We start from the raw sequence: 22,540 nt of genomic DNA on the forward strand, positions 1-22,540 counted from the left end.
TTTTTTCAGTTATCAGTGAAGCAAGAGAGCAGCGAGCAGGGAAGCAACTACCAACTACCAACTACCAGCTACCAACTACTAACTACCAACTACCAACTACCAATTACCAATCACCAATCACCAATGACAAATAACCACAGTATCATCCGATTGGTATATTCCCACTTGCCATTTATAGCAGATAATACGGTAGCGAAAAATACAACTTTGGAAAGGTGTGAGGGCAAGCAGAAATTTTATATAACTAAAAGAATAAATAAATTGTTTGGAATCGTTGACATATGAAAGGTACAGTAACCGATCTAAGAAACGAAGTCCGATATCTGGCGGAGGAAGCTTTTCACCGCAAATTGATTTCCGGCTACGGTGACGGTGCGAATGAAAAAGAGTACCAAATTGTCTTTAATGGTAAGCCTCGACATCTTTCTCTGGCACAAGCACGCTCTTTTCTCAGCGATTTAGTCGCTCGGTGCGATCGCAATTAAAACTAAGAATTACATTACATTACTGGACGTAGACCCTTGACTCGGGGTCTTTTTTTGTCCGTGGCGATCGCGACCAAATATGCCTACTATGTTAATTTTTATAATTCTGTATCGGAATCTACCAGAAGACGGTTTTAACCAGAATATTTGTTATGTTTTCTTGAGAATACTCACTTAAAGTATGGTATGGATACGAATATGAGTAACAATCGGGGGGCGCTAGTCATTATTGGCGGTGCAGAAGATAAAGAAGGTGAATGCCAAGTTTTGCGGGAATTCGTGCGCCGTGCTGGGGGAACAAAAGCACGAATTGTGATTATGACGGCAGCCACGGAATTACCGAGAGATGTAGGAGAAAACTATATCAGAGTATTTGAGCGTCTGGGCGCGGAAGATGCTCGTATAGTTGACACCGAAACCCGCGAAGATGCTAGATCCTCTACTGCCCTAGAAGCGATCGAAAAAGCCACGGGAATCTTTTTTACTGGCGGCGACCAAGCCCGGATCACCGATATTCTCAAAGATACAGACATAGATGCACTCATTCACAAGCGTTTTGGCGAAGGAGTCGTTGTAGGAGGTACGAGCGCGGGTGCAGCGGTGATGCCAGATGTGATGATTGTTGAAGGAGACGGAGAAACTCATCCCCGCATGGATACGGTGGAATTGGGACCAGGAATGGCATTTTTACCAGGAGTGGTGATAGACCAGCATTTTTCTCAACGGGGACGGTTAGGGCGCTTAATTTCTGCCTTAGCACAGCAACCAGCCGTTCTGGGATTTGGGATTGACGAAAATACTGCTATGGTAGTGACCGATAGTCAATTTGAAGTGATTGGCGAAGGTTCTGTCACTATAGTTGATGAATCAGAAGCAACTTACACTAACGTAAGCGAGATCTTAAAAGATGAACCGCTGGCAATATGTGGCTCAAGACTGCACATTTTGCCCCACGGTTACAAATTCGATCTGAAAACTCGTAAGCCAATTCTGGAAAATTTAACCTCGAATAACTCAACTTTGGAAAGTTCAACCTCGAATAACGGGGCGACTAATGGCAATGTAGCAACTAGTCAGGCAACTGTCTAAAATCCCTAAAGGCGACTATAAGTCGCCCAAAAGGGTTGCTGGTAGGGACGTACAGAGAAACCACTATGAATTCTATTCGCTTAGAAGCGGAAAATAGCTGCTGCTGGGGCAGAGGTAGGTAAATCCTCTGGTGCAAGAGCATAAACCGTACCACCATTCAAGAGAGTGTAGACGGCAGCAAAATCGAGCAGATCTTCATCGTCTGCTTCCGGTTCTGGGTGCAAATTTACTGCCATTGTCTCTGTATTGAAATCACCCCAAAGCTGGCGATCGCTAGCGACAAAGAGAGAATCTACTCGTTGGTAATAAGCGGCGGGAACGATTTCTGTTAAGTCGTCAGAAGCCTTGCCCGTACTAGCTCCTGCCAATTCTTGATATCGCTCCATTGCCTGCTGCTGTGCCTGGAAAAACTGGGGTTCTACCAACGACCAAGCGCGATCGCGAAGTTCTTCTGGCTTAACAATATCTACATTGACATTAATGCCTTCTTCTACCAAATGTTGGTAGCTATTAGCTTGGCGATAAATGGCAAACAGGTATTCTACACCTGCTAGAACTAGAGGCGCTGATGCAGTTTTGAGTTTTGGGTGTAAAGCGCGATCGATTAAATGGAAGAATTGTAAAATATCCTTCTGGTGTTCATCGCGATCGGGGCTTCCTTGACCGTGAAATTCGCCAGGTTGTGATGCTGGATTAGTTCCTCTGCCTGTAGCATTTCGCTGTTGTCCTTCTCCAGCAGTCTCGTCATATTGAAGTGCTTCTTCCATGTTCTTTGGTAGATTTTCCACCTCAATTTCTTTGATGCTGTAGCGCGTTCCCTGAAAAAATCTAACGTTATCTTGACTCAGCGCCAGCACGTAAAATCGCCCATTATTTTGAATCAAGGGTAGTAGCGGTTTGAGGTGAAATTGACCATCGACTACTACAATTTCTGGAACTTCGTCAGGCAGTAGATAGTAGCGGAAGACATCTGGAGAGACAAAGATAACTAGTCCCCGCTCTTGATGTTCTTCCCAAAATTCAGGTGTATCTAGTTTGTGGGCAGCTTTGAGGAAGTCTACTGCTTCTGTATTGCGGATTCCTATTGCATCTAAGCGTTCCTCAGCTTGACGAATGAGATTCTTGAACCGAATTGGATTTTGTCTAACCTCTGTACTTCCTTTTTGCATTGGCATATACAAGGAGACACAGGGAGGTTTAGCTTTTGCAACTAAATTTTTGAGTTCATCAACAGTTAATAAAGGCATATTTGGTAAATTGGTAATGGGTAATTGGTAGTTGATTGTTATTGAGTGGTGTCTGAAACACTTCTGACTTGGAGACTTCTGATTTCTGAATTGTTCTAACGTCTATTTCAATTCCAAATTGGTCAGCCTTCATCACTCTCTAGTGTGGAGATCTGCTTTTGCAGCTTCCTTTCTTTTGAAGGAGGCTAATACGAAGTCGGAAGTCATAACACCACTCACAAATGAGCAACTACCAACTACCAACTATCAACTACCAACTTTCTCAAATAAATCGAGCCGATATTGTTCTTCTCTTTGTGCTTTGAGATGGCGTAGTTGAGTAGGGACTAATTCTAAAAATGCTTCGTGGACTTCATCGCCGCTGAGTGGATAGTCTTTGGCGTAGAGAGTCCAGTGAACTAAGAGTAAATGTCCGCCTGGTTCTAAGTAAGACAGAATCAGTTGCTGTGCTTTTCTCAAGTCTTCCCAACACCAGTAATATCCGACTTCGGAAACTAGAGTTAGATCGAAGGTTTCATCGGGGTATTCTTGCGGTACTCCCATGAGTTGCAAGCGGACGTGTGGGAGAGATTCGCAACGTTTTATAGCACGGTTTAAGGCTGGTTCCGATAAGTCTACAGATAATAGGCGATCGCAACGATTGGCTAATTTTGCGGTTAAGACTCCAATCGAACAGCCAATTTCAAATGCAGAATGATAGCGCGATCTGGGTAAAGCGGCGATCGTGGCAGCGTATTTATTTGCTTCGTATTCGCTGGTTTCAAATTTCCACGGATCGGGATCGGCGGTGTAAAGATTGTCAAAGTAACTGGCTGGTAAAGATTGTTTCATAGTTCTTCTATATACACTTCCCAATTACGAGTAAAGTTTGCTAACATCTCTGGCGTGAGACGAAAGCCTTCTGGATCGTCGTCAATTAGATTTGTTGTCTGAGAACGATACGCCGCGATCGCCTGTTTTTTCACTTCGACAACATCGCTAATATCTAACCGCCATGCTGTAATGCGATCGCCTGTTGCTAGATCGCTTCTTTGCGTTTCATCCCAATCCCAAATCGGATATTCAATGAATCGAGGTGAATTTTGGGGATGTAGGGGCGCACAGCCGTGCGCCCCCACGATGGCATAATGAACGATCTGCCAAGTAGCGCGATGATCGGGGTGAGGATCGTAGCGCCAGGGAAGAAACACTATATCGGGTTTTATGGCTGTGATGCGATCGCGACACATTTCAACTGCTGCTGCAAAATCGGGCATTTCTGGAGTGGGTACTGCCCCATCCGGTAATCTGAGAAAATCTACCGCAGATGCCTCGATCCCCAAAGTCGCTGTAGCAGTGCGGGTTTCGCCTTCGCGCAGCGATCGCAATTTGGCTGCGGGATACTGGCGCGATCGCGGGTGAGACATCGTACCATCGCTGATAACTAATACGTTTACCCGACACTTTAGAGATTGTAATAGGGCGATCGCACCCCCACAACCTAAAGTTTCATCATCGGGATGTGGTGCAACTACCAGTACAGATTTAGCGATCGTCCCCTGTGCCTTGGTAGGGGCGCACGGCTGTGCGCCCCTATACGCAGATTTGCTGGCAATTTCAGCTACACTACGCCAAGGTAATGTAGCCGGATCGCTAAACAGCGACTTGTTAGTTATCGGACTCATAAGACCAGAGAGAGTGTGCAGGTGAGGATTCAGATAGGGCATACTGTCCGACATTAGCGATCGCCGCATCAAATGCAGGTTGACGCAGATATAATGTCAGATCTCGAATAATCCGTTCCATTGGAATTGGTGGTAGTAAACCCCGCGTCCCCACACAGCGTTCGCACAGTTGAATTACATCCATGCAGGTTTGCTCGATCGCCGTGCGTACCATATTGGCATAGGCAACTAACTTATCTGCTTGTTCGTTGGAGGTATTGGCATCACCAGCAAAAGTAGGGGCGTATGCTTTGACTAAATCTGCTGCGCCACGCAACCACAGATTACCGCTTTCAATGGCGATCGCCATTTGCCCCACCCGCGTCTGTTGATACGGATCGAGAGTTCTGCCTAATTTGTCGAGATACTTGCGGGTTTCGTTAAATAATGACTCTGCCCCACCTAGCTGTACGGCAGCAAACCGAATCACTCCTGTGGTCAGCCAAGGTTGTCTGTAGTAGTCTCCTGGTTTACCAATCAGCGCCCCAGCATCCAGTTCTACCCCACTGAAATCTACCTTAAAGCTTGCTGTTGCCCGCATTCCTGAAGGTTGCCACCAAGCCGGATCGCTGACTGTAGCGACTTCTTCCATCGGGACGATACACATTTGCCAGCTGCCATCTGGTAAAGCACCGCTAGCAAAAGGACGTTCTACGTAGCCAGAACCAGAAGCAAAGGTTTTCGATCCTTGCAACTGAAATTTGCCATCTTCCATTGGGAAGATTTTCACGCCATCGCTCGCTTCGGCATTCCATACGCCAAATATTTTATGGCGATCGCGGGCATCGCTGGCATATGCTTCAATTTGTGCTTTCGTCCCAAATGTTTGAATTAATTGTAAGGCGTTAACGTGTCCCTCATAGATTCGCCCCACGGCAAGATTCCCGCGTCCGATCTGTTTGAGCAATTGCAACGTTTCCCAGGTGCGGCTAGAGTCAATTCCTAACCCCAGTCCACCTAATTCTGGTGGTAAAGGTGCTGCTAGTAAACCAGCTTGGGCGATCGACTCAAATTCTTTGACTGGAAAGGCTCCATTGACATCAATTGCCGCAGCGTTACTCGCACAGAAATCGGCAATTTCCTCAGCTTTGACTAATACTTCAACCAGAGATAACTTTTGTTGACCGATCTCATTGGTTGATAGTGGCGCGATCGTATCTACTTTCCTCACTGGTTTTATCTGCAAACATCTATAAATGATGATGTATCCAGATTAACTAGAAGACATCTATCTTCTGACTCGATCTACCCGCTACTAAAGAAATATTGCTTAACGGTTAGCACTACTAAAAACTCGTAGAACCCGCTCTATAGGTACAGTTCAGGTACATCATACCTTTGTCATAATAGATATATCACATCAGACAGCTTTAGATCCACTACATGAAAATACAGTCATCGGTGCTAGTACACCTCGGCTATGGCAAGTACGTCCGTTCCGACCAAGTGACATCGATTGTACCGATTGAGGAAGATCGGGGACCAGGACGGCGGACATTCGTACACCTTGAAGGGCAAGTCGATCCGGTTGTGGCTTCGCGTGCAGAAGACTCGATTGTACGGGATTTAGTCCAAGAGCCACGCGACATTACCCAGTCTCGCCAGCAACAAGAGATTTTGCAGGATTTACTCATCGATCTGCAAAATATCAACCCGACTATTCGCCGGATTGTCCGCGATGAAGGTGAGTTAGATCTCGATCGCTTAGAACGACGGATTAAGGGAGCGATCGAAGAATAGACACATTCAACCTCGTATAGAGACGTTACATGTAACGTCTCTATACGATGATATGCAACGTCTCTACAAGATGCAAACTATATCGTGATTTTTCTCGCATGACGATCGCACAAGACAAATTCAATCAACCGTCTTCGCAAATGCAAGTCCGTTCGGCGCGATTGTGGATGCCAGAACGAGTCATATTTACTCCCGCAGCTTTAGCAGAACCGTACGCTCAGCAGATTTTAGCACGGGTACAAGCGCTCAACTTACCAGTAGAAGAGTTACCGCGCAACCGTTTGACAGGTTTAAGGGGAGAGAGCGATCGCGAAACCTACGATATTGCCAAGCGCACCCTCGCTGTTGTCACCGCGCCACCAAGTGCTTTGAAACTCAGTCCTATTCCTCCTTCGGCTGACTGGCAGTTTCATCTAGCTGAAGGCTGTCCAGCACATTGTCAATATTGCTATTTAGCTGGAAGCTTGCAAGGTCCACCAGTCATTCGCGTTTTTGCCAATTTACCGCAGATTTTAGAAAATACTACCTCATACGAGCAGCCTGGTAGAGCGACTAGTTTTGAGGTGAGTTGCTACACCGATCCTTTAGGGATAGAGCATCTCACGGGTAGTTTGGCTGAGTGCATCCGCCACTTTGGGACGCGCCAAGATGGATATCTGCGTTGGGTATCGAAATTTGATAACGTAGATAGCCTATTAGAGCTGCCTCATAACGGTCATACGCGCTCTCGTGTCAGCGTTAACGCCGCACCTATATCGGGACGATTTGAAGGTGGTACGGCTTCTGTAGGCGCGAGATTGCAGGCGTTAAGAAAGCTAGCATTACCGCGATCGCAAGGTGGTGGCGGTTATCCTGTGGGGTTAGTCATTGCACCCATTATGGATATGGAAGACTGGGAATCGCATTACACTCAGTTATTTGACGCGATTAGCGAAGCATTAGATTTCGATTGCGATTTGACTTTTGAGTTGATTTCTCACCGTTTTACTCCAGGTTCCAAAGAAGTTTTGCTTTCTTGGTATCCTCAGACTAAGTTAGACATGGACGAGTCAAAGCGCAGCGTCAAGCGCAATAAGTTTGGTGGTACGAAATACGTATACGATTCTGACACGATGAGAGAGTTACGCAGATTTTTCGAGCGCCAGATTCAACAGCGTTTTCCTCAAGTAAAAGTTTTGTATTGGACTTAATTAGTCATTAGTCATTTGTCATTAGTCATTTGTCATTAGCGAGTGGTGCGTGGTGCGTGAAATACCTTTAACTCCTGGCTCCTCAGTTTTGACTTTTGACTTTTGACTTTTGACTTCCTTTCATAAATTTTCTTTAGCCTTTTCATAGGCTATTTTTTGTTCTGGGGTTGCTGAGCTTAGACATTCTGCATGAATGCGTTCTAAATTGTCGAGATATTCTTTTTTTTGGCTCAATACTGAATTGTCGCGAGTTGAATTAATTAAAGCTAGTTGCGCTCTGAGAGGTAATTTACGAAAGGCTACTAAACGGTTTTCCATATTCATTGAAAAAATATCTTCCTCAACTCAATTTTAAATTACGAATAATTTTTTCTATTTGAAACCAGTTGCCAAGCTGCATTTTGAATCGATGCTCCATCTCTCCTAAGTTGCAGAATCTAGAAACTACGATAGCAAAAGAGCAAATAAACCACACAAGGCAATTCCGTCAAACACGCCAGCACCACCAATACTAAGAACTCCTGGTGTCATGCGCTGAATTTCTTTTAAGTGTAAAATATCCGCACCGATTAAAGTTCCCAACACGCCGCCAGCAAAAGCGACGGGTGCGGCGTGGATTCCTCTAGTGATGAAAGCAGACGCGATCGCGGCGGTTATTGGAGCTAGTAACGGATTCATCTGAATTCCGATTCCTGGTACGACACGAGCAGCGTAGTAGCTTACAATTGTCACAATTGCCGTGACTAAAACAATTGCTAGTGGATTAGCATGGCGAAATTGGTATAAAGCTACAAGAACGGGAATTAAACCACCACCGACATTTAAAGCAACAATTGTTTTTTGACGAATGCGCGGTAGGGGAATACCGAAAAATTGTCGTACCCACAGATTGCTGTAATCATCGATGATTTCAACTTGAGATTCTACCTTGTATAAAGGAATATTAATTGTGCTGCCAAAAATTATTGCTGCCAATAAAAATAGAGCAGCATTGGCAGAAAACCCTAATTTTGCTACTGCTATCTGGACAACATCCAGTGTCAGCGCGAACCAAATAAAAGGAAATACTAACAAAAGTAAAATAAACAGCAATATGGAAACAGGGAGGTAGAACATATCAGTTATCAGTGGAACCAGTGGCTAGTGGCTGGTGACTAGAGGCAAGAAGCTGGTTCCATCAGTCATGCACCACTTCTATCGCGTACTAGTCAATATTCATCACTGCTCGCTACTCACTTCTTCTGCTAGAAGTGTATTGTAATCGGAGTAAATTGTGTATGAGGTGCGATCGCCTTAGATTAGCTAACCGCTACAGCTATAAGAGCATTAGAATAAAACAGTGATTGGTGACTGATGGCTAGAACAGCTTCTTTGTCCGCCTTGTCTTCCTTGTCCCCCCTAACCCCTAACCCCTAGTATGCGATTACCTGATGGTCCCAGTGGTCCGCCTTGGCTGCGGAGACTGAGATTTATTAATTGGATCTTACGCCCATTTGAGGTGATGGAGGCACGGGCGAAAAAGTATGGAGATATCTTTGCGATCGCCAAGAATGCCTCACCGTCGATGGTATATTTGAGCAATCCAGCCGCGATCGAGCAAGTTTTAGGAGCAAATCCAGAGTTTTTTGATACTAATAGCGGCAATGATGTTTTACTACCGTTATTAGGAGCTAATTCGCTGATTTTACTCGGCGGGATGAAACATCAGCGTCAGCGTAAGTTATTAATGCCACCCTTTCACGGCGATCGCTTGCGAACTTACGGACAAACTATTTGGGATATTACTACACAAGTTACCAGTCAGTGGCAAGTAGGACAATCGATAACCGTTCGTGCTGCGACACAAGAAATCTCGATGCGCGTCATCCTCAGCGCTGTTTTTGGTTTGGATGGTGGAGAACGTTACGATCGCCTACGAAAACTGCTAACCTCTCTGTTAGAAACTGTCAGTTCCCCTGTAAGTTCGATGGTACTATTCTTCCCTTCCCTACAAAAAGATTGGGGAAAGTGGAGTCCTTGGGGACTGTTTTTGCAAATGAAACAGCAAATTGACGATCTGTTAGTTGCAGAAATTCAACAAAGACGTGCAGAGATGTTACAACGTGTAGTGGAGACGTTACATGTAACGTCTCCACCGCGCGATGATATTCTTTCTTTACTACTAGCAGCGCGAGACGAAGCAGGTCAACCCATGACCGATGAAGAATTGCGCGACGAACTGCTAACTTTATTATTTGCCGGACACGAAACGACTGCTTCAGCACTTGCCTGGGCATTATATTGGCTCGATCGCCTGCCGGAAGTCAAAGAAAAGTTACAAGCAGAAATTGACTCGCTAGGAGACAATCCCGACCCGAGTGCGATCGCTAAACTACCATACTTGAATGCTGTTTGTTGCGAAACCCTCCGCATTTATCCAATTGCAATTAGTCCCTTTCCGCGCATTCTGAAAGTCCCAATGGAAATTGGTGGTTATCAGTTGGAGTCAGGTGCGATCGTGGTGATTTCTATTTATCTCACCCACCAGCGCGAGGATCTCTATCCTCAACCCAAACAATTCATTCCAGAACGGTTTTTAGAACGGCAATTTTCTCCTTACGAGTATCTACCCTTTGGTGGTAGCAATCGCCGCTGTATCGGTGCAGCTTTTGCCTTATTTGAAATGAAATTAGTATTAGCAAATATCCTTTCAAATTACGATCTCAAATTAGCAAGTAACCGTCCTGTCAAACCAACTCGTCGCGGTTTAACAGTTGCTCCTCCAGCCAATATGAAAATGGTCGTGCAGCAAAAGTCAAAAGTCAAAAGTCAAAATTCAAAAGTATTGCTGACGAGCGATCGCTAAGTGACTTAAGATGAGACTCAAAAACTTAAATAATGCATTAACTGAGAAATAATCTGACCTGGAAGGGACAATCGTTTTTGAAAATCAACTAAATTTCGATAAGCACCAGCCATCTGACGATTTTCTACAACTGCTTGCGCTAATGCCAAATCCATAGTGGGAATTTGGATTAAATCTTCTACTGTCGCTGTATTGGGATTGAGGCGAATCAGAGGAGAAGTCTCTGCATCGTAGTAACAGAATTTGAGGATTGGTGTCAAGGGTGCGAGGCGTTGTACGGGAACGCTCAAAGCAGCGGCAATATCTTCAATACAATAAAACTGTACCCCAGCATGGCTGAGTTGAACGAGCGATCGCGCTTGATGTATGGAAAGTCCCGGTAGCCTCAACCAGTCATCTACCGTTGCCTGGTTGACATCAATCTGAATTCCTAAAGACACCGCCACAGCAATTTCTTCTAATGATTGCAACCGATAATAGGGATCGTTTAGCAATCTATTGCGGATCGTTTGAATTTGCAGCCAGCTTAACATTTGGCAGTCAGTTATCAGTGGTTAGTGGCTGGTGGTTAGTGGCTAGATGTTCTTTACTTAAGACTTCCGACTTATTTCAAATACTATCTAATAACTGGCGGCGTTTTTGCTCGAATTCGTATTCCGAGATTAACCCCTCTTGGCGGAGATTGTCTAATTCTCTCATGGCATCTGCGATCGCGCTCACTCGGGCTGGCATGACTGTAGTTGAGGGGCGCTTAGATAAAATGGAAAAATTGGCAAGATTAGTTACGCTCGTTCCAGACATGCCTAATTCACCGAATTCAGAATTAAAGTTGAGGTCAAACTCCTCACTGTCTTGTACTAAATACCAAAACCCTTCAATAGCGCTAGCAACGCGGGGAATAGGTGTCCACGATAGCAGGAGATAAAGCAGTCCCCACAAAGGCTGTCCCAAGTAAAACTTGTGCAATCCAGCAATTGGCATCGGCAACACCGTACAAGCAAAAGCCAGAGTAGCAGCAACTTTACGATTTTTTTGTTGGCTGACGATGCTCATGAGGACAACTCCAAAGGAAAAGGGGGGATTAAAGGTATTTTGTCAAGCCAGCGATCGCTTTTTTAACTACCTTACCTTCTATATTATTCATTCCCTTATCAGTTATCAGGGAGCAGGGAGCGCACGAGCAGTGACCAATGACCAATGACCAATGACCAATGACCAATGACTGCTGTATTAAATTGTCGTCTAAACTAGAATGATATTAGACGTACCTATAAAAACTCTGAGTGCCTCACTCAAATAATTACAAGCGCTATGGGATTTTTTGATTCTGATATAGTTCAACAGGAAGCCAAACAGCTGTTTGAGGATTATCAAGCGCTGATCAAGCTGGGGAATAGCTACGGCAAATTTGACCGCGAAGGAAAAAAGCTATATATCGATCAAATGGAAGCCATGATGGAGCGCTATCGGATTTTTATGAAGCGCTTTGAACTTTCAGAAGACTTTATGGCACAAATGACAGTAGAACAACTTAGAACTCAGCTCAATCAGTTTGGGATCACGCCGCAGCAAATGTTTGAGCAAATGCATAATACTTTGGAGCGGATGAAAGCAGAGCTAGAGAGTCAGTCCTAATCAAAGGTAAGTCGTAAGTCGTAAGTGTTTTCTACTCGCGGCTTTTGACAAATATAACTGGTCACTGATAACTGGTCGCTGTTCTAGCCTCTTTGTGGTACTTTTAAGCACGGAGACGAAATGGAGTTAGACGTGCAACCAAAAGTCATTATTCATGGTGGTGCAGGCAGTTCGCTACACGGCAAAGGTGGAGTGGAAGCAGTGAGGCGATCGCTCTACCCGGTTATTGAAGATATTTATGCTTTACTGCTAGAAGGAAAGAGTGCTTGCGAGGCAGTGGTACGTGGTTGCCAAATGTTAGAAGACGATCCCTTGTTTAATGCTGGGACGGGATCGGTGCTGCAATCGGACGGACAAATTCGCATGAGTGCGGCACTGATGGATGGTATTGCTCAAAGATTTAGCGGTACGATCAATGTCTCGCGAGTCCAGCACCCAATCGAACTGGCATTGTATTTACAAAGCTCCCCCGATCGCGTGTTGTCTGACTTTGGGGCAGCAGAACTATTGCGAGAACTGCAACTGCCTAGCTACGATCCGATTACAGAGCGTCGTCTCAACGAATGGCTGCAAGAAAGGCAGGAAAATTTCACAAAGACGATGGCGGCGGTAGTGGCAGAAGTCGGGGTAGGAGACGATGCAGACACCGCAGTTGTCGATACGAGTGCTAGACGGGGGACAATTGGCGTAGTCGTGCTAGATAGCCAAGGAAAGCTAGCATCTGGTACATCTACAGGTGGTAAAGGGTTTGAACGCATCGGACGTGTCAGCGATTCTGCTATGCCTGCGGGAAATTATGCTACAGCACACGCTGCCGTAAGCTGTACGGGAATTGGCGAAGACATCATCGATGAGTGTTTGGCAGCGCGGATCGTCGTCCGCGTCACGGATGGCATGTCTTTGTTAGATGCGATGCAACGCACGTTTACTGAAGCCAGCGATCGCCAGCGAGACTTAGGGGCGATCGCCCTTGATGCTTCTGGGGCGATCGCCTGGGGTAAAACTAGCGACGTGATCTTGGCTGCTTTCCACAATGGCGATCGCATTGGCGATACTTTGGAATTGCCCGTAGGGACGCAAGTTGGTTGTGTTTGAGTGGCTGGTGGCTAGTGACTAAGTGGCTAGGGAAAGGGGACAAGGGGGAGTAGGAGGACAAGGGGGACAAGGGAGACTAATTCTAGTCACCAGCTACTAGTCACTAATCACTCCTTCGACTTCAGCCTCCAGCCAGGTTTGACGACCTGACGCGATCTGGCAATAACCAAACAATCGTCGGGTACGTCTTCGGTAATAGTCGAGCCTGCGGCAATGTTGACATCCTGTCCGATCGCGATTGGAGCGACGAGGACGCTATCAGCACCCGTTTTACTGCGATCGCCAATTTTAGTAGGATGCTTTTTTACACCATCGTAGTTAGCTGTAATCGTACCGCAACCAATATTGACTTTTTCCCCAATGGTGGCATCGCCTAAATACGATAAATGGGCAGCTTTGGTTTCTGCTCCTAATTTCGTATTTTTCAATTCCACAAAATTGCCAATCCGACAAGCCGCGCCAACTTCAACCTGACCTCGTAGGTGAGCGTAGGGACCGATTTGAGTTTCAGCACCAACAATGCTGTTGCTGACGACAGAATACATCGCGGTGACGTTTTCGCCAATCTGACTATTTTCAATTAAACTACCCGGTCCAATCCGACAGCCAGATGCGATCGCGGTTTGACCCCGTAGGTGGGTTTGTGGCTCAATGACAACATCTGGTTGAATCTTTACCGTGTCATCAATTGTGACACTAGCTGGATCGATCAGCGTCACTCCTGCTGACATCCAATAGGACTTGATGCGTCTTTGTAAAATCTCGTAGGCTGTTGCTAACTGTTCGCGATCGTTGACTCCCAAAATTTCTTGTTCGTCTTCGATATCAACCGCCATCGCAGGTTGGAGCAAATTTACGGCATCTGTCAAATAGTATTCTTTTTGGTCGTTGTTTGCTTGTAATTCTGGTAGTACGTTCGCTAAATCTTGCCAGCGAAAACAGTATACCCCAGCATTAACGCGACGATTTTGCTTTTGAGCCGCGCTACAGTCGCGGTCTTCAATAATTTGCTGGACGATGTTTTGACCGTTACAAAATACCCGTCCGTAACCTTGAGGATCGGAAAGTTGAGCCGTGAGAATGGTAGCAGCATGTTGGTGCTGTTTGTGGGTTTGAATCAGCCGTTGTAGAGTTTGGGGTCGTAACAGGGGAACGTCACCATTCAACACCAATAAATCCCCTTGAAAGCCTTCTAAATGTGGCAGGACTTGCTGAATTGCGTGACCCGTACCTAACTGCTCGGTTTGTTCGACAAACTCCAACTTTGGCAAGGAATTAGAGACAAGCGAGCGGTTGGGATCTAAAAGAGCTGTCTTCACTTGCTCGGCTTGATATCCCACAATCACCAAAACTCGATTGGGAGAGGTTTCCAGACTACCCAGGATCGCTCGTTCGATCAGCGATCGCCCTCCGATTTGATGTAAAACTTTGGGCAACGTCGATTTCATTCGCGTACCGCGCCCAGCTGCCAAAATTGCTACCGCTACCATATGTTTAGACTTGGCTATCTGCTATTCGCCTATTCAAGGATAAAGGAATCGGTGACTAGTGACTAGTTATCAGTGACCAGTGACCAGTGACCAGTGACTAGTTATCAGTGACCAGTGACCAGTGACCAGTGACCAGTGACCAATGACTTGACATTGACATTGATGTCAAGGTTTAGGGTGAGAGGGTGTACGTACAATTCCCATGACTTACTTCGCGATTACCCGTTTCAAAACCTTATCGAAAACTTTATTTCGAGTTTTCAGTCGAGAACATCTAGATGCGATCGCCGCTTTTGTTTGCGCTGTATTGGTACTTTTGGGTTGGATAGCGCTCCAATTAGGTTGGCTTGGGCTGGGATTGTTGTTGCTACCAGCAGCATACGTTATCGGCGGGTATGAGAGCGCGAAGGAAGGGCTGACAACTCTGTGGCAAGAAAAAGAGTTGGATGTAGACTTGCTGATGATTGTCGCTGCTTTGGGGGCGGCGGGATTAGGTGTGTGGCGGCGGGAATATTACCTAATTGTCGATGGGGCAGTTCTAATTTTAATTTTTGCTATCAGTGGGGCGCTGGAAGGCTATGCAATGCAGCGCACGGAGCGAGATATTCGCAGTTTGATGAGTCTGAGTAGCGATACAGCTAGGGTACTGGATCGCGGACAGGAAAAGTTGGTTGATGTCGAGCGGTTACAAGTTGGCGATCGCATTTTGGTTAAACCTGGGGAACTCATTCCCACCGATGGCATCATTCAAGAAGGTTACAGCACCCTCAACGAAGCAGCAATTACGGGGGAGTCTTTGCCAGTAGAAAAGACCGTAGGGCATGAAGTTTTTGCAGGAACTTTGAACGGTAACGGGGCTTTAATTCTGCAAGTGCATCAGCCGCCGGAAAGCAGTCTAATTCAGCGCATCATTCAATTAGTCAAACAAGCCCAAACAGAAGCGCCTCCCTCGCAAATGTTTATCGAACGTTTTGAGCGCGGCTATGCCAAAGTTATCGTTCTTGCTGGGATTTTATTGGCAATTTTACCCCCATTTATTTGGGGTTGGAGTTGGGAAACAACAATTTATCGCGCTTTAATTTTTCTCGTTGTTGCCTCTCCTTGCGCGTTAATGGCAGCAATTATGCCGACATTGCTATCGGGAATTGCCAACGGTGCAAGACAGGGAATTTTATTTAAAAGTGGGGCGCAGTTAGAGATGATGGGAAAAGTGCGAGCGATCGCATTTGATAAAACTGGAACTCTCACCACGGGCAAATTAGCAGTCACAGAAGTTATCCCTACTGCTGGGCATTCAATCGATGAAGTTTTACAAATTGCTGCTGCTTTAGAAGCCTATTCCGAACATCCTATCGGACAAGCGATCGTCACCGCTGCCCAACAAAAACAAATCGAATTCGTCCCTGCTGTTGGTGTATATTCTCACCCAGGACAAGGAATTATTGGGGAGATTTATAGCCAACAAGTCCTAGTAGGAAAAGCTGATTTTTTAATTCAAAATTCAAAATTCAAAATTCAAAATTTGGAATTAACTAATAACTCCCCTGTACGGGCGCACAGCAGTGCGCCCCTACCGACTCCCGATTCCTCTGTACGGGCGAGTTTAGCAGATAGCTTGACAATTCCATCTAGCGATTTTTGGTCAAAACCCGCCCCTACAACTCCCGAACTATCCCAACACCTCGAAGCCGAAGGTAAAACCGTCATCTGGGTAGCACGAGAAAGTGAAATCATTGGGATTGTGGCTGTAGCCGACACCCTACGTCCCAAGGCTGTGGAAGTCATTAAGCGGCTAAAACAATTAGGAATTGAGGAAACGATCGTATTAACAGGCGACAATCAGCGTACAGCCGATCGCATTGCCCAATCTGTGGGGATCGATCGCGTTCATGCTGAATTATTACCTGAAGATAAAGTCAAAGTTATTCGTCAGCTTCAGAGCCAATATCAAACTGTAGCTATGGTAGGAGATGGCATCAACGACGCACCAGCCTTAGCTCAAGCATCGGTAGGGATTGCTATGGGTGTAACTGGTAGCGATGTTGCTTTAGAAACTGCCGATCTGGTTTTGATGGCGGATCGTTTAGAAAAGTTAGTAGTAGCAATTCATTTAGGTCGTCGATCGCAAAGAATTATCAAACAAAATATTACCTTTGCTCTCAGCTTTATTGTGTTACTACTCATTGCTAATTTTACTGGCAACATGAATATGCCAATTGGTGTAATTGGTCATGAAGGATCGACTGTCATTGTGACTTTGAGTGGTTTAAGATTGCTAAGAAATTGGTAATTTGTGAGTGGATGGTGACTAGTGACTGGTGACTAGAAATTGAGAAACTAGCCACTAACTACTAGCCACTAGTCACTGATATCTAATAGAAATTTCTAAATTAACGAGAAAACTAGAATCCAAATTAGAAATATCAAACATGCAATAATTAATCTTGGTTCAGAGAACATAATTAGCGCGATTAAACCCAGACATCCTAAAATAGCTCCGTAGACAAGACCCATTTCAAACAGATGTTTATCTTCATCTTCGCTTTTTCTAGTCATGTCTAAGCTATTAGTAGAAATATTGAGTTGTATAAATATCGAACTTTAGACGCGATCGCACCTGACTTTGATAAATTAATTAATTCAAATGCTTTATTTATACTACGTATTTGCTACTGAGTCTAGTCAGTTTATCAAGCTCATCACGCATATCATTGACTACTTAACCTTAATAGATAACATCCGCTCTAGCAGTGCAACTTTTTGCAAACGGGCAAATGCTCTATTTCTCTGCTGCTGACGATGATAGTGTCGGCGTAACTTTCTAGTCACGAGTATTGATACGAGCATAAATATTGGTAATACTACAATTGCCGATGGAATCAGCAAATCGTTGTGACTGGTTTGCGTGTCTGCATTAGATTTGCTACAAGTCTCCTGCCAAGTTTTAGTATTTGCCCAAACTTCAGGCGTTTGGCAGATATTAGCAGCGTCTAGATTATCCACTTTTGATTCTCCTGGGTAGTGACTCCATATATATCTACTCACCCAAGACAGCTGAATTCGGATTATTGGCTAAATAACCATCTTCCATGTAAACAATGCGATCGGCGATGTCGAGAATGCGGTTATCGTGGGTGACAAGCAGGATGGTGCAACCCTGTTCTTTTGCCAAACGCTGCATAATCTCTACCACATCACGTCCAGATTGTTTGTCAAGTGCGGCTGTTGGTTCGTCTGCTAGAACAATTTTAGGATGACTGACTAACGCACGGGCGATCGCGACTCGTTGTTTTTGTCCTCCTGAGAGGTTTTCTGGATAATAATCGACTCGATTTCCCAAGCCAACGCTTTCTAGCATGGCTGTGGCTTTAGCATTTAAATCTTCAGCAAGATAGCGATCGTGTAATTCTAAAGACATTCTTACATTTTGTTTTGCAGTTAAGAATGACATCAAGTTATGTGCTTGAAAGATATATCCAATTTGGCAGCGCAACCGAGTTAATAGTTGTTTGTTTGCCCCGCGAATTTCTTGTCCTAAAATTTTTAAGCTACCCTCTTGAGCCGATCGCAACCCTCCCATTAAGGTTAATAATGTTGTTTTCCCAGAGCCAGAAGGACCAGTCATAATAATAATCTCTCCAGGCATAATCTCTAAATTAATATCAAATAAAACTTGTTTTTTTAGTTCGCCTTGTCCGAAGTAATGATTGAGGTTTTGAATAGAAATGACAGGTTGCATGGTAATGGGTAATGGGTAATGGGTAATGGGTAATTGGTAATTGTAAGCTATCCATTTTCCAAAGATTTTAGATAGCGTTCAATCTAGGAATTAATTCGTCAATTATTGGTTTAAGTTTAGCTGATTGTTCGGTATTAAGAAGGTTTCGAGTATATGCTAAGCGTAACCAACTAATGGTTTCATACAAAGATACTCTAGCTATCTTTATAAACCTCTGATTATCTTTGAAATTATGACGACCGCGCCCTTCTGCAATATTGACACAAATACTATCCGCAGCGCGGACAATTTGTTTTCCCATCGTATCTTTAGTAAAACCATCCCATTACTGAACAATCTGCCAAATTGTATTCGCTAAGCGTTCAGCCAACTTATACACTTCCAAACTCTCAAAGTCAGGTCTAGCCACTCAACAACTCTCATCTTATACTCCATGTCTTATATTTCCCCTTGCTAACCAACAATTACCCATTACCCATTACCCATTACCAATCAAAAAACATCAGCAGGATCGGCAGAACGCAATTTTTGCATGGCGATCGCCCCAGAAATACTACACATAATAAACGTAATTGCTAATACAAAGATTGCTCGTTCCACTTTCATTCCAATTGGCATTAAAATTGCTGCTGCTGCAACTTGATATAGTCCTAAAGAAATCAGAAAACCAGGAATATACCCCAAAATTGCTAATATTATTGATTCTTGAATCAAAACGCTTAATAAATAGCGATCGCTATATCCCATTGCCTTAAGCGTGGCGTATTCTGGTAAGTGATTGGCAACATCGGTGTAAAGAATTTGGTACACGATGACAATGCCTACAATAATTCCTACAACCACACCAAGCCCAAAGATAAATCCAATTGCACCTTGACTTTCCCAGTAGTATTTTTCTACTTCTGCAAATTCTTGTGGTGTCATGACTCTGACATCATTCGGCAGATCTGCTGTTAATTGTGCTTTGACGCTATCTGAGTTTGTTCCTGGCTTAAGTTGAATTAATCCAATTTCAATTTGATTCGATTTGCGATCGGCTAGTAATTTGAGAAAAGTTGAATTGCTAACTATTACATTCCCATCAGCCGCAAAAGATGCACCAATTCTAAATAATCCAATTGTCCGAATATTTTGCTGATTTAACTGTACTTCCACGCTACCTTGCTTTTCCACTGTTTCTGCGATCGCCCCATATTCTGGACGAGAAGCGCGATCGAATAAAGCAGTATTTAAAAGTTGCAATCGCTTCGCATTTTGTTGAATTTCTGGTACGGCAAAGCTAGGTGCATTTGGATCGATACCCCAAATTAAAATTGTTCTGTCAATTCTCGTTGTAGGATTTTTCCATTCACCTCTCCCAATATAAATTGAACTGACAGAAAACACGCCATTGTATGCCAATGTTTGATATAGTCTTTCTCTTGAAAAACTTTGCAGCGTAGACAGCGATTCAAATTGCCGATTAATCATCACCAAATCTGCTTGTAGCAAACTTTGTGTCTGTGTCGCACTGTCGTAAAGAGAATCGTTGAATCCCAGTTGAATAAAGATCAGCATATCAGCAAAACCAATTCCCGCGATCGCCACTAGCAACCGCGTCTTTTCTTTCATTAATTGATGCCATGCGAGGGGAATTTTTTTCAGCCATTTCATAGTTTTGGTTGGTAATGGGTAATGGGTAATTGGTAATTGATGGCGTACATCCATTACTTGTAGGGGCGGGTTTATCGATATGCTTAGTTCAAAACAGATTTTCTTGCTAAACCCGCCCTTGCCTTTGTCGCCGTCAATTTAATTCGTTCCGATAATTTATTGTGAATTCTGAATGAGATGCCTTTGTCGCATCAGTAAAAAGAAGGGTAAACCTGTAGAAACACCAATTAAACTACTAGCAAAATAAACCCATAAATATTTCATACCCAGCCGCGAACCTTCCCAAAATATAAATGCCCACAAAACTAACTCTGCAACAACTACATCCCAGCCAAATAAGGCTGAAATCTTATTCGTAAATAGTTGCTCTACAAAAATTTGAGGATTGAACCCATGCTCGAATAGAAAAGGTAAAATCTCAGAGAAGGCTAAAGCAGTACCCAATATGCAAAGAATTGAATAGAACACTTGCAACATTTTCAGTTATCAGTTGTCAGTTATCAGTTGTCGGCAAGCTTGGAGTCAGAAGCTAGAAGAAAAGAAAGTCGTTTTGCCTTTTGACTTTTAACTTTTGACTTTTCCCTATTTATACCGAACATGCGTTATGCATTGAAACAAACAAAAACTACAGTTGAATTGCTGTTTCTACCTGTAAATTTGTCAACCCAGCTACCTGTTGACTATCTTCAGGACTGAGGCGAATCTCAACCTCTACTATGCGCCGATCTAGATTTTCTCCAGGTTGGTTGCTGAAGACATTCTGTCGATCGACTTGTAAACCGATTTGGGAAACCTTACCGCTTAACTGTCCTGAAATTGCTTGACTGGTAATGACGGCTGGCTGTCCCAACTTAACTTTACCGATATCAGTCTGATAAACTTCGGCGACAGCAACCATTTGAGCCGTTTGTCCCATTTCTACAATGCCCGAATCGCTAATTCTCTCCCCTTCTCGCGTGTGAATCTTGAGAATTTGCCCAGACATAGGGGCGCGAATATAGGCTTCTTGTAGCTGCGTTTCCGATGTTTTCACAGCGGCGATCGCAGTATCCACTTCTGTTTGGGCTGCATCCACATCTACCGGACGTACCTCGGCAATCCGATTCAGGGTAGCTTTGGCTTCTTGTAGTTGAGCCTGTAAAGTTTCTACGGTGCGGTTTTTCCCCGAAAGCGCTTCCTTTAATTGTGCTTGAGCGGTTTCTAGAGTTAATCGCCTGCTATCTATGTTCGATGCAGAGATCGCACCTTGACGATATAATTGTAAAAAACGATTATACTCTGCTAGGGCGTTGTTGACTTCTGCTTGATAGCGAGCAATAGTAGCATTTTGAGTTGACGTTTCTCCAGCAATTTCTGCTTGTATCCGGGTAATAGTCGCTTCTTGCGCCTTAATTTCTCCTGTTTTTGCCCCTGCTCTCACCTGTGCTAATTTAGCTTGGGCAACTCTGACTTGTTCGCGTGCTTGTGCCAAAGCATTTTGCAAGCGATCGCGAGAATCTAAAATCGCAATAGTTTGTCCTGCTTTGACGCGATCGCCTTCTTTAACTAATAATTGGTCTACGCGATCGCCATCCAATGCAGATGGGGCAAATAAGCGAATTGCTTCTGTTTCTGGTTCCAGTCGTCCCAAAGCCGTAACTTGCGTCACTGGGGGAGTTGTCGCCACAGGAGGAGAAGGCTGAGAAGATTGAGAAACGACATAAAAGCCAGTTGCCCCTGTTATAGCAGTTGCCGTCAGAATTAACCCAGCTATCCAGCGATTTGAAGGTTTTAAAATTTCATTGGTCATTGGTAGTTGGTAGTTGGTAATTGGTAATTGGTAATTGGTAATTGGTAATTGGTAATTGGTAATTGCTCCCTGATAACTGATAACTGATTATTTCAGGTATGCTACAAGAATTTTGCTGAGTAAGGTTGCTTGTTCTGGATAGGAAATTGTTTCAGTTTCAAATATTCCTCGCATTAATAAGCCGTAAAGATAGTTCAGGACAAAATCCGCGATCGCTTTATCTGGTACTTGCAAATAGTCGGCGATCGCTTGCGTAGTCTTATCCCAAGAGCTGTGAAAAGCATTATTTTTGGTCAGTTCAGCTTTTTCCTGCTGGTAGAATTCCACCCAAAGTAAAACTTGCTTGCAAAAATTATCTTCATTTTTAGCAACAAAATTGAACATAGTTTCAATTCGCTCTGTTAAGGTGGGTGGATTTCCCGCCTCAGCCAAGAAGTTGAGCAAGTCTTGTCTGTCTAGTTCTTCTACCAACTGAAGAAATAAGGCTTGTTTGCTGGGAAAGTAATGATAAAGCGTCCCTGTAGACACGCCCAATCCTTGAGCTAACTGTCGCATGGTGATCGAACCGTAGCCTCTTTCGGCAAATAGATCGAAACTCTTGAGCAACAGTTCTTTACGATATTGGTCGTGGTCTACAATCTTGGGCATCGGGATAATTAATTTGACTCCATATTAAATCGAACGTTTGATATAAATAAATATAAAACAAACGTCCAATATAAATCAAGTAGGAGCGGGTTTGTTTGACAGCAAATATGTCAAGTAACAAATACATTTGCTGTCAAACCCGCCCGTACTTTAATTTCCCCCCTTTTTAAGGGGGGTTAGGGGGGATCGAAA

The 22,540-nt window shown here is 44.2% G+C and carries 25 protein-coding genes and 1 pseudogene; 9 read left to right on the forward strand and 17 right to left on the reverse strand.

All coding sequences use genetic code 11. The features are described 5' to 3' along the window. Positions 1 to 15 precede the first annotated feature (15 nt). The 3 genes from C7Y66_RS03880 (at position 16) to C7Y66_RS03890 (ending at position 1,574) form a co-directional block, all read left to right on the forward strand. Complete coding sequence (locus C7Y66_RS03880; protein ID WP_106166664.1) at positions 16 to 285, forward strand: hypothetical protein; 270 nt, start codon at positions 16 to 18, stop codon at positions 283 to 285. Next, positions 282 to 485: a hypothetical protein gene (locus C7Y66_RS03885; protein WP_015153146.1), complete on the forward strand. Its 204-nt coding sequence runs from the start codon at positions 282 to 284 to the stop codon at positions 483 to 485. The genes C7Y66_RS03880 and C7Y66_RS03885 overlap by 4 nt, the downstream gene beginning before the upstream one ends. A gap of 198 nt (positions 486 to 683) precedes the next feature. Then, positions 684 to 1,574 carry a cyanophycinase gene (locus C7Y66_RS03890; protein WP_015153147.1) on the forward strand — a complete coding sequence of 297 codons (891 nt, stop codon included), beginning with the start codon at positions 684 to 686 and terminating at the stop codon, positions 1,572 to 1,574. An 80-nt stretch (positions 1,575 to 1,654) separates the two neighbouring features. Here C7Y66_RS03890 and C7Y66_RS03895 read toward each other — a convergent pair whose 3' ends face one another. From C7Y66_RS03895 to C7Y66_RS03910, 5 genes are all read right to left on the reverse strand, one after another. Next, positions 1,655 to 2,821: a hypothetical protein gene (locus tag C7Y66_RS03895; protein WP_106544543.1), complete on the reverse strand. Its 1,167-nt coding sequence runs from the start codon at positions 2,819 to 2,821 to the stop codon at positions 1,655 to 1,657. Beyond that, positions 2,802 to 2,954 carry a hypothetical protein gene (locus tag C7Y66_RS30865; RefSeq protein ID WP_158265863.1) on the reverse strand — a complete coding sequence of 51 codons (153 nt, stop codon included), beginning with the start codon at positions 2,952 to 2,954 and terminating at the stop codon, positions 2,802 to 2,804. Before C7Y66_RS30865 ends, C7Y66_RS03895 begins: the two co-directional genes overlap by 20 nt. Positions 2,955 to 3,067: 113 nt before the next feature. Further along, positions 3,068 to 3,652 carry a class I SAM-dependent methyltransferase gene (locus C7Y66_RS03900; RefSeq protein WP_106544544.1) on the reverse strand — a complete coding sequence of 195 codons (585 nt, stop codon included), beginning with the start codon at positions 3,650 to 3,652 and terminating at the stop codon, positions 3,068 to 3,070. After that, complete coding sequence (locus tag C7Y66_RS03905; protein ID WP_106544545.1) at positions 3,649 to 4,485, reverse strand: PIG-L deacetylase family protein; 837 nt, start codon at positions 4,483 to 4,485, stop codon at positions 3,649 to 3,651. The genes C7Y66_RS03900 and C7Y66_RS03905 overlap by 4 nt, the downstream gene beginning before the upstream one ends. Further along, positions 4,469 to 5,695 (reverse strand): acyl-CoA dehydrogenase family protein, encoded by a 1,227-nt coding sequence (locus C7Y66_RS03910; protein ID WP_106544546.1) that lies wholly within the window; start codon positions 5,693 to 5,695, stop codon positions 4,469 to 4,471. Before C7Y66_RS03910 ends, C7Y66_RS03905 begins: the two co-directional genes overlap by 17 nt. A 212-nt stretch (positions 5,696 to 5,907) precedes the next feature. On the opposite strand from C7Y66_RS03910, the gene C7Y66_RS03915 reads away from it, so the two are divergent. Both C7Y66_RS03915 and C7Y66_RS03920 read left to right on the forward strand, forming a co-directional pair. Next, positions 5,908 to 6,264 (forward strand): hypothetical protein, encoded by a 357-nt coding sequence (locus tag C7Y66_RS03915; protein ID WP_015153152.1) that lies wholly within the window; start codon positions 5,908 to 5,910, stop codon positions 6,262 to 6,264. Positions 6,265 to 6,362: 98 nt separating this feature from the next. Then, the gene (locus C7Y66_RS03920) at positions 6,363 to 7,454 is read left to right on the forward strand and encodes a spore photoproduct lyase family protein (protein ID WP_106544547.1); all 1,092 of its coding nucleotides are present in this window, start codon (positions 6,363 to 6,365) and stop codon (positions 7,452 to 7,454) included. A 120-nt stretch (positions 7,455 to 7,574) separates the two neighbouring features. Here the strand turns inward: C7Y66_RS03920 and C7Y66_RS03925 are convergent, their stop codons facing one another. Both C7Y66_RS03925 and C7Y66_RS03930 read right to left on the reverse strand, forming a co-directional pair. Continuing rightward, positions 7,575 to 7,778, reverse strand: coding sequence for a hypothetical protein (locus C7Y66_RS03925; protein ID WP_106544548.1), 204 nt, complete (start codon positions 7,776 to 7,778; stop codon positions 7,575 to 7,577). 120 nt (positions 7,779 to 7,898) lie between these two features. Continuing rightward, positions 7,899 to 8,570 carry a DUF1614 domain-containing protein gene (locus C7Y66_RS03930; protein WP_015153156.1) on the reverse strand — a complete coding sequence of 224 codons (672 nt, stop codon included), beginning with the start codon at positions 8,568 to 8,570 and terminating at the stop codon, positions 7,899 to 7,901. 301 nt (positions 8,571 to 8,871) lie between these two features. On the opposite strand from C7Y66_RS03930, the gene C7Y66_RS03935 reads away from it, so the two are divergent. After that, the gene (locus C7Y66_RS03935; RefSeq protein ID WP_106544549.1) at positions 8,872 to 10,299 is read left to right on the forward strand and encodes a cytochrome P450; all 1,428 of its coding nucleotides are present in this window, start codon (positions 8,872 to 8,874) and stop codon (positions 10,297 to 10,299) included. Positions 10,300 to 10,316: 17 nt separating this feature from the next. Here the strand turns inward: C7Y66_RS03935 and C7Y66_RS03940 are convergent, their stop codons facing one another. Both C7Y66_RS03940 and C7Y66_RS03945 read right to left on the reverse strand, forming a co-directional pair. Beyond that, positions 10,317 to 10,832 (reverse strand): ComEA family DNA-binding protein, encoded by a 516-nt coding sequence (locus C7Y66_RS03940; protein WP_015153158.1) that lies wholly within the window; start codon positions 10,830 to 10,832, stop codon positions 10,317 to 10,319. Between the two features lie 76 nt (positions 10,833 to 10,908). Further along, entirely contained in the window at positions 10,909 to 11,352 is a 444-nt protein-coding gene (locus C7Y66_RS03945; RefSeq protein ID WP_015153159.1) for an NINE protein, read from the reverse strand. A gap of 258 nt (positions 11,353 to 11,610) precedes the next feature. On the opposite strand from C7Y66_RS03945, the gene C7Y66_RS03950 reads away from it, so the two are divergent. Both C7Y66_RS03950 and C7Y66_RS03955 read left to right on the forward strand, forming a co-directional pair. Beyond that, positions 11,611 to 11,934 (forward strand): DUF1825 family protein, encoded by a 324-nt coding sequence (locus C7Y66_RS03950; protein ID WP_015153160.1) that lies wholly within the window; start codon positions 11,611 to 11,613, stop codon positions 11,932 to 11,934. 120 nt (positions 11,935 to 12,054) lie between these two features. Next, complete coding sequence (locus C7Y66_RS03955) at positions 12,055 to 13,029, forward strand: isoaspartyl peptidase/L-asparaginase (RefSeq protein WP_106544550.1); 975 nt, start codon at positions 12,055 to 12,057, stop codon at positions 13,027 to 13,029. A gap of 107 nt (positions 13,030 to 13,136) precedes the next feature. Here the strand turns inward: C7Y66_RS03955 and glmU are convergent, their stop codons facing one another. After that, a complete protein-coding gene (gene glmU / locus C7Y66_RS03960; RefSeq protein WP_106544551.1) occupies positions 13,137 to 14,519 on the reverse strand; it encodes a bifunctional UDP-N-acetylglucosamine diphosphorylase/glucosamine-1-phosphate N-acetyltransferase GlmU in 1,383 nt (460 codons plus the stop codon). A gap of 202 nt (positions 14,520 to 14,721) precedes the next feature. On the opposite strand from glmU, the gene C7Y66_RS03965 reads away from it, so the two are divergent. After that, positions 14,722 to 16,809, forward strand: a complete 2,088-nt coding sequence (locus tag C7Y66_RS03965) for a heavy metal translocating P-type ATPase (RefSeq protein ID WP_199197235.1) — start codon at positions 14,722 to 14,724, stop codon at positions 16,807 to 16,809. Positions 16,810 to 17,234: 425 nt separating this feature from the next. On the opposite strand, the gene C7Y66_RS03970 is transcribed toward C7Y66_RS03965, so the two are convergent. The 7 genes and pseudogenes from C7Y66_RS03970 to C7Y66_RS04000 all read right to left on the reverse strand — a co-directional run bounded on the left by C7Y66_RS03970 (position 17,235) and on the right by C7Y66_RS04000 (position 22,348). Further along, complete coding sequence (locus tag C7Y66_RS03970; protein WP_106544552.1) at positions 17,235 to 17,522, reverse strand: hypothetical protein; 288 nt, start codon at positions 17,520 to 17,522, stop codon at positions 17,235 to 17,237. Positions 17,523 to 17,556: 34 nt separating this feature from the next. Beyond that, positions 17,557 to 18,258, reverse strand: a complete 702-nt coding sequence (locus C7Y66_RS03975; protein ID WP_106169525.1) for a DevA family ABC transporter ATP-binding protein — start codon at positions 18,256 to 18,258, stop codon at positions 17,557 to 17,559. A gap of 67 nt (positions 18,259 to 18,325) precedes the next feature. After that, positions 18,326 to 18,667 (reverse strand): annotated as a pseudogene (locus tag C7Y66_RS03980) (four helix bundle protein). Positions 18,668 to 18,750: 83 nt separating this feature from the next. Continuing rightward, on the reverse strand, positions 18,751 to 19,911 hold the full coding sequence (gene devC, locus C7Y66_RS03985; RefSeq protein WP_106544567.1) for an ABC transporter permease DevC: 1,161 nt from the start codon (positions 19,909 to 19,911) through the stop codon (positions 18,751 to 18,753). 156 nt (positions 19,912 to 20,067) lie between these two features. Beyond that, complete coding sequence (locus tag C7Y66_RS03990; RefSeq protein WP_106544553.1) at positions 20,068 to 20,388, reverse strand: DUF2834 domain-containing protein; 321 nt, start codon at positions 20,386 to 20,388, stop codon at positions 20,068 to 20,070. 148 nt (positions 20,389 to 20,536) lie between these two features. Then, the gene (locus C7Y66_RS03995) at positions 20,537 to 21,700 is read right to left on the reverse strand and encodes an ABC exporter membrane fusion protein (protein ID WP_106544554.1); all 1,164 of its coding nucleotides are present in this window, start codon (positions 21,698 to 21,700) and stop codon (positions 20,537 to 20,539) included. Between the two features lie 87 nt (positions 21,701 to 21,787). Then, a complete protein-coding gene (locus C7Y66_RS04000) occupies positions 21,788 to 22,348 on the reverse strand; it encodes a TetR/AcrR family transcriptional regulator (RefSeq protein WP_015153170.1) in 561 nt (186 codons plus the stop codon). Between the last annotated feature and the right edge of the window lie 192 nt (positions 22,349 to 22,540).

The sequence above is a fragment of the Chroococcidiopsis sp. CCALA 051 genome (genome assembly GCF_003015105.1).
Lineage (GTDB): Bacteria > Cyanobacteriota > Cyanobacteriia > Cyanobacteriales > Chroococcidiopsidaceae > Chroococcidiopsis > Chroococcidiopsis thermalis.

Bases quoted from the DNA above. Each gene is read 5' to 3' on its own strand.
- C7Y66_RS03885 (WP_015153146.1), top strand. From the start codon at position 282: ATGAAAGGTACAGTAACCGATCTAAGAAACGAAGTCCGATATCTGGCG.
- C7Y66_RS03890 (WP_015153147.1), top strand. From the start codon at position 684: ATGAGTAACAATCGGGGGGCGCTAGTCATTATTGGCGGTGCAGAAGAT.
- C7Y66_RS03895 (WP_106544543.1), bottom strand. From the start codon at position 2,821: ATGCCTTTATTAACTGTTGATGAACTCAAAAATTTAGTTGCAAAAGCT.
- C7Y66_RS30865 (WP_158265863.1), bottom strand. From the start codon at position 2,954: ATGAAGGCTGACCAATTTGGAATTGAAATAGACGTTAGAACAATTCAG.
- C7Y66_RS03900 (WP_106544544.1), bottom strand. From the start codon at position 3,652: ATGAAACAATCTTTACCAGCCAGTTACTTTGACAATCTTTACACCGCC.
- C7Y66_RS03905 (WP_106544545.1), bottom strand. From the start codon at position 4,485: ATGAGTCCGATAACTAACAAGTCGCTGTTTAGCGATCCGGCTACATTA.
- C7Y66_RS03915 (WP_015153152.1), top strand. From the start codon at position 5,908: ATGAAAATACAGTCATCGGTGCTAGTACACCTCGGCTATGGCAAGTAC.
- C7Y66_RS03920 (WP_106544547.1), top strand. From the start codon at position 6,363: ATGACGATCGCACAAGACAAATTCAATCAACCGTCTTCGCAAATGCAA.
- C7Y66_RS03925 (WP_106544548.1), bottom strand. From the start codon at position 7,778: ATGAATATGGAAAACCGTTTAGTAGCCTTTCGTAAATTACCTCTCAGA.
- C7Y66_RS03930 (WP_015153156.1), bottom strand. From the start codon at position 8,570: ATGTTCTACCTCCCTGTTTCCATATTGCTGTTTATTTTACTTTTGTTA.
- C7Y66_RS03935 (WP_106544549.1), top strand. From the start codon at position 8,872: ATGCGATTACCTGATGGTCCCAGTGGTCCGCCTTGGCTGCGGAGACTG.
- C7Y66_RS03940 (WP_015153158.1), bottom strand. From the start codon at position 10,832: ATGTTAAGCTGGCTGCAAATTCAAACGATCCGCAATAGATTGCTAAAC.
- C7Y66_RS03945 (WP_015153159.1), bottom strand. From the start codon at position 11,352: ATGAGCATCGTCAGCCAACAAAAAAATCGTAAAGTTGCTGCTACTCTG.
- C7Y66_RS03950 (WP_015153160.1), top strand. From the start codon at position 11,611: ATGGGATTTTTTGATTCTGATATAGTTCAACAGGAAGCCAAACAGCTG.
- C7Y66_RS03955 (WP_106544550.1), top strand. From the start codon at position 12,055: ATGGAGTTAGACGTGCAACCAAAAGTCATTATTCATGGTGGTGCAGGC.
- glmU (WP_106544551.1), bottom strand. From the start codon at position 14,519: ATGGTAGCGGTAGCAATTTTGGCAGCTGGGCGCGGTACGCGAATGAAA.
- C7Y66_RS03965 (WP_199197235.1), top strand. From the start codon at position 14,722: ATGACTTACTTCGCGATTACCCGTTTCAAAACCTTATCGAAAACTTTA.
- C7Y66_RS03975 (WP_106169525.1), bottom strand. From the start codon at position 18,258: ATGCAACCTGTCATTTCTATTCAAAACCTCAATCATTACTTCGGACAA.
- devC (WP_106544567.1), bottom strand. From the start codon at position 19,911: ATGAAATGGCTGAAAAAAATTCCCCTCGCATGGCATCAATTAATGAAA.
- C7Y66_RS03990 (WP_106544553.1), bottom strand. From the start codon at position 20,388: ATGTTGCAAGTGTTCTATTCAATTCTTTGCATATTGGGTACTGCTTTA.
- C7Y66_RS03995 (WP_106544554.1), bottom strand. From the start codon at position 21,700: ATGACCAATGAAATTTTAAAACCTTCAAATCGCTGGATAGCTGGGTTA.
- C7Y66_RS04000 (WP_015153170.1), bottom strand. From the start codon at position 22,348: ATGCCCAAGATTGTAGACCACGACCAATATCGTAAAGAACTGTTGCTC.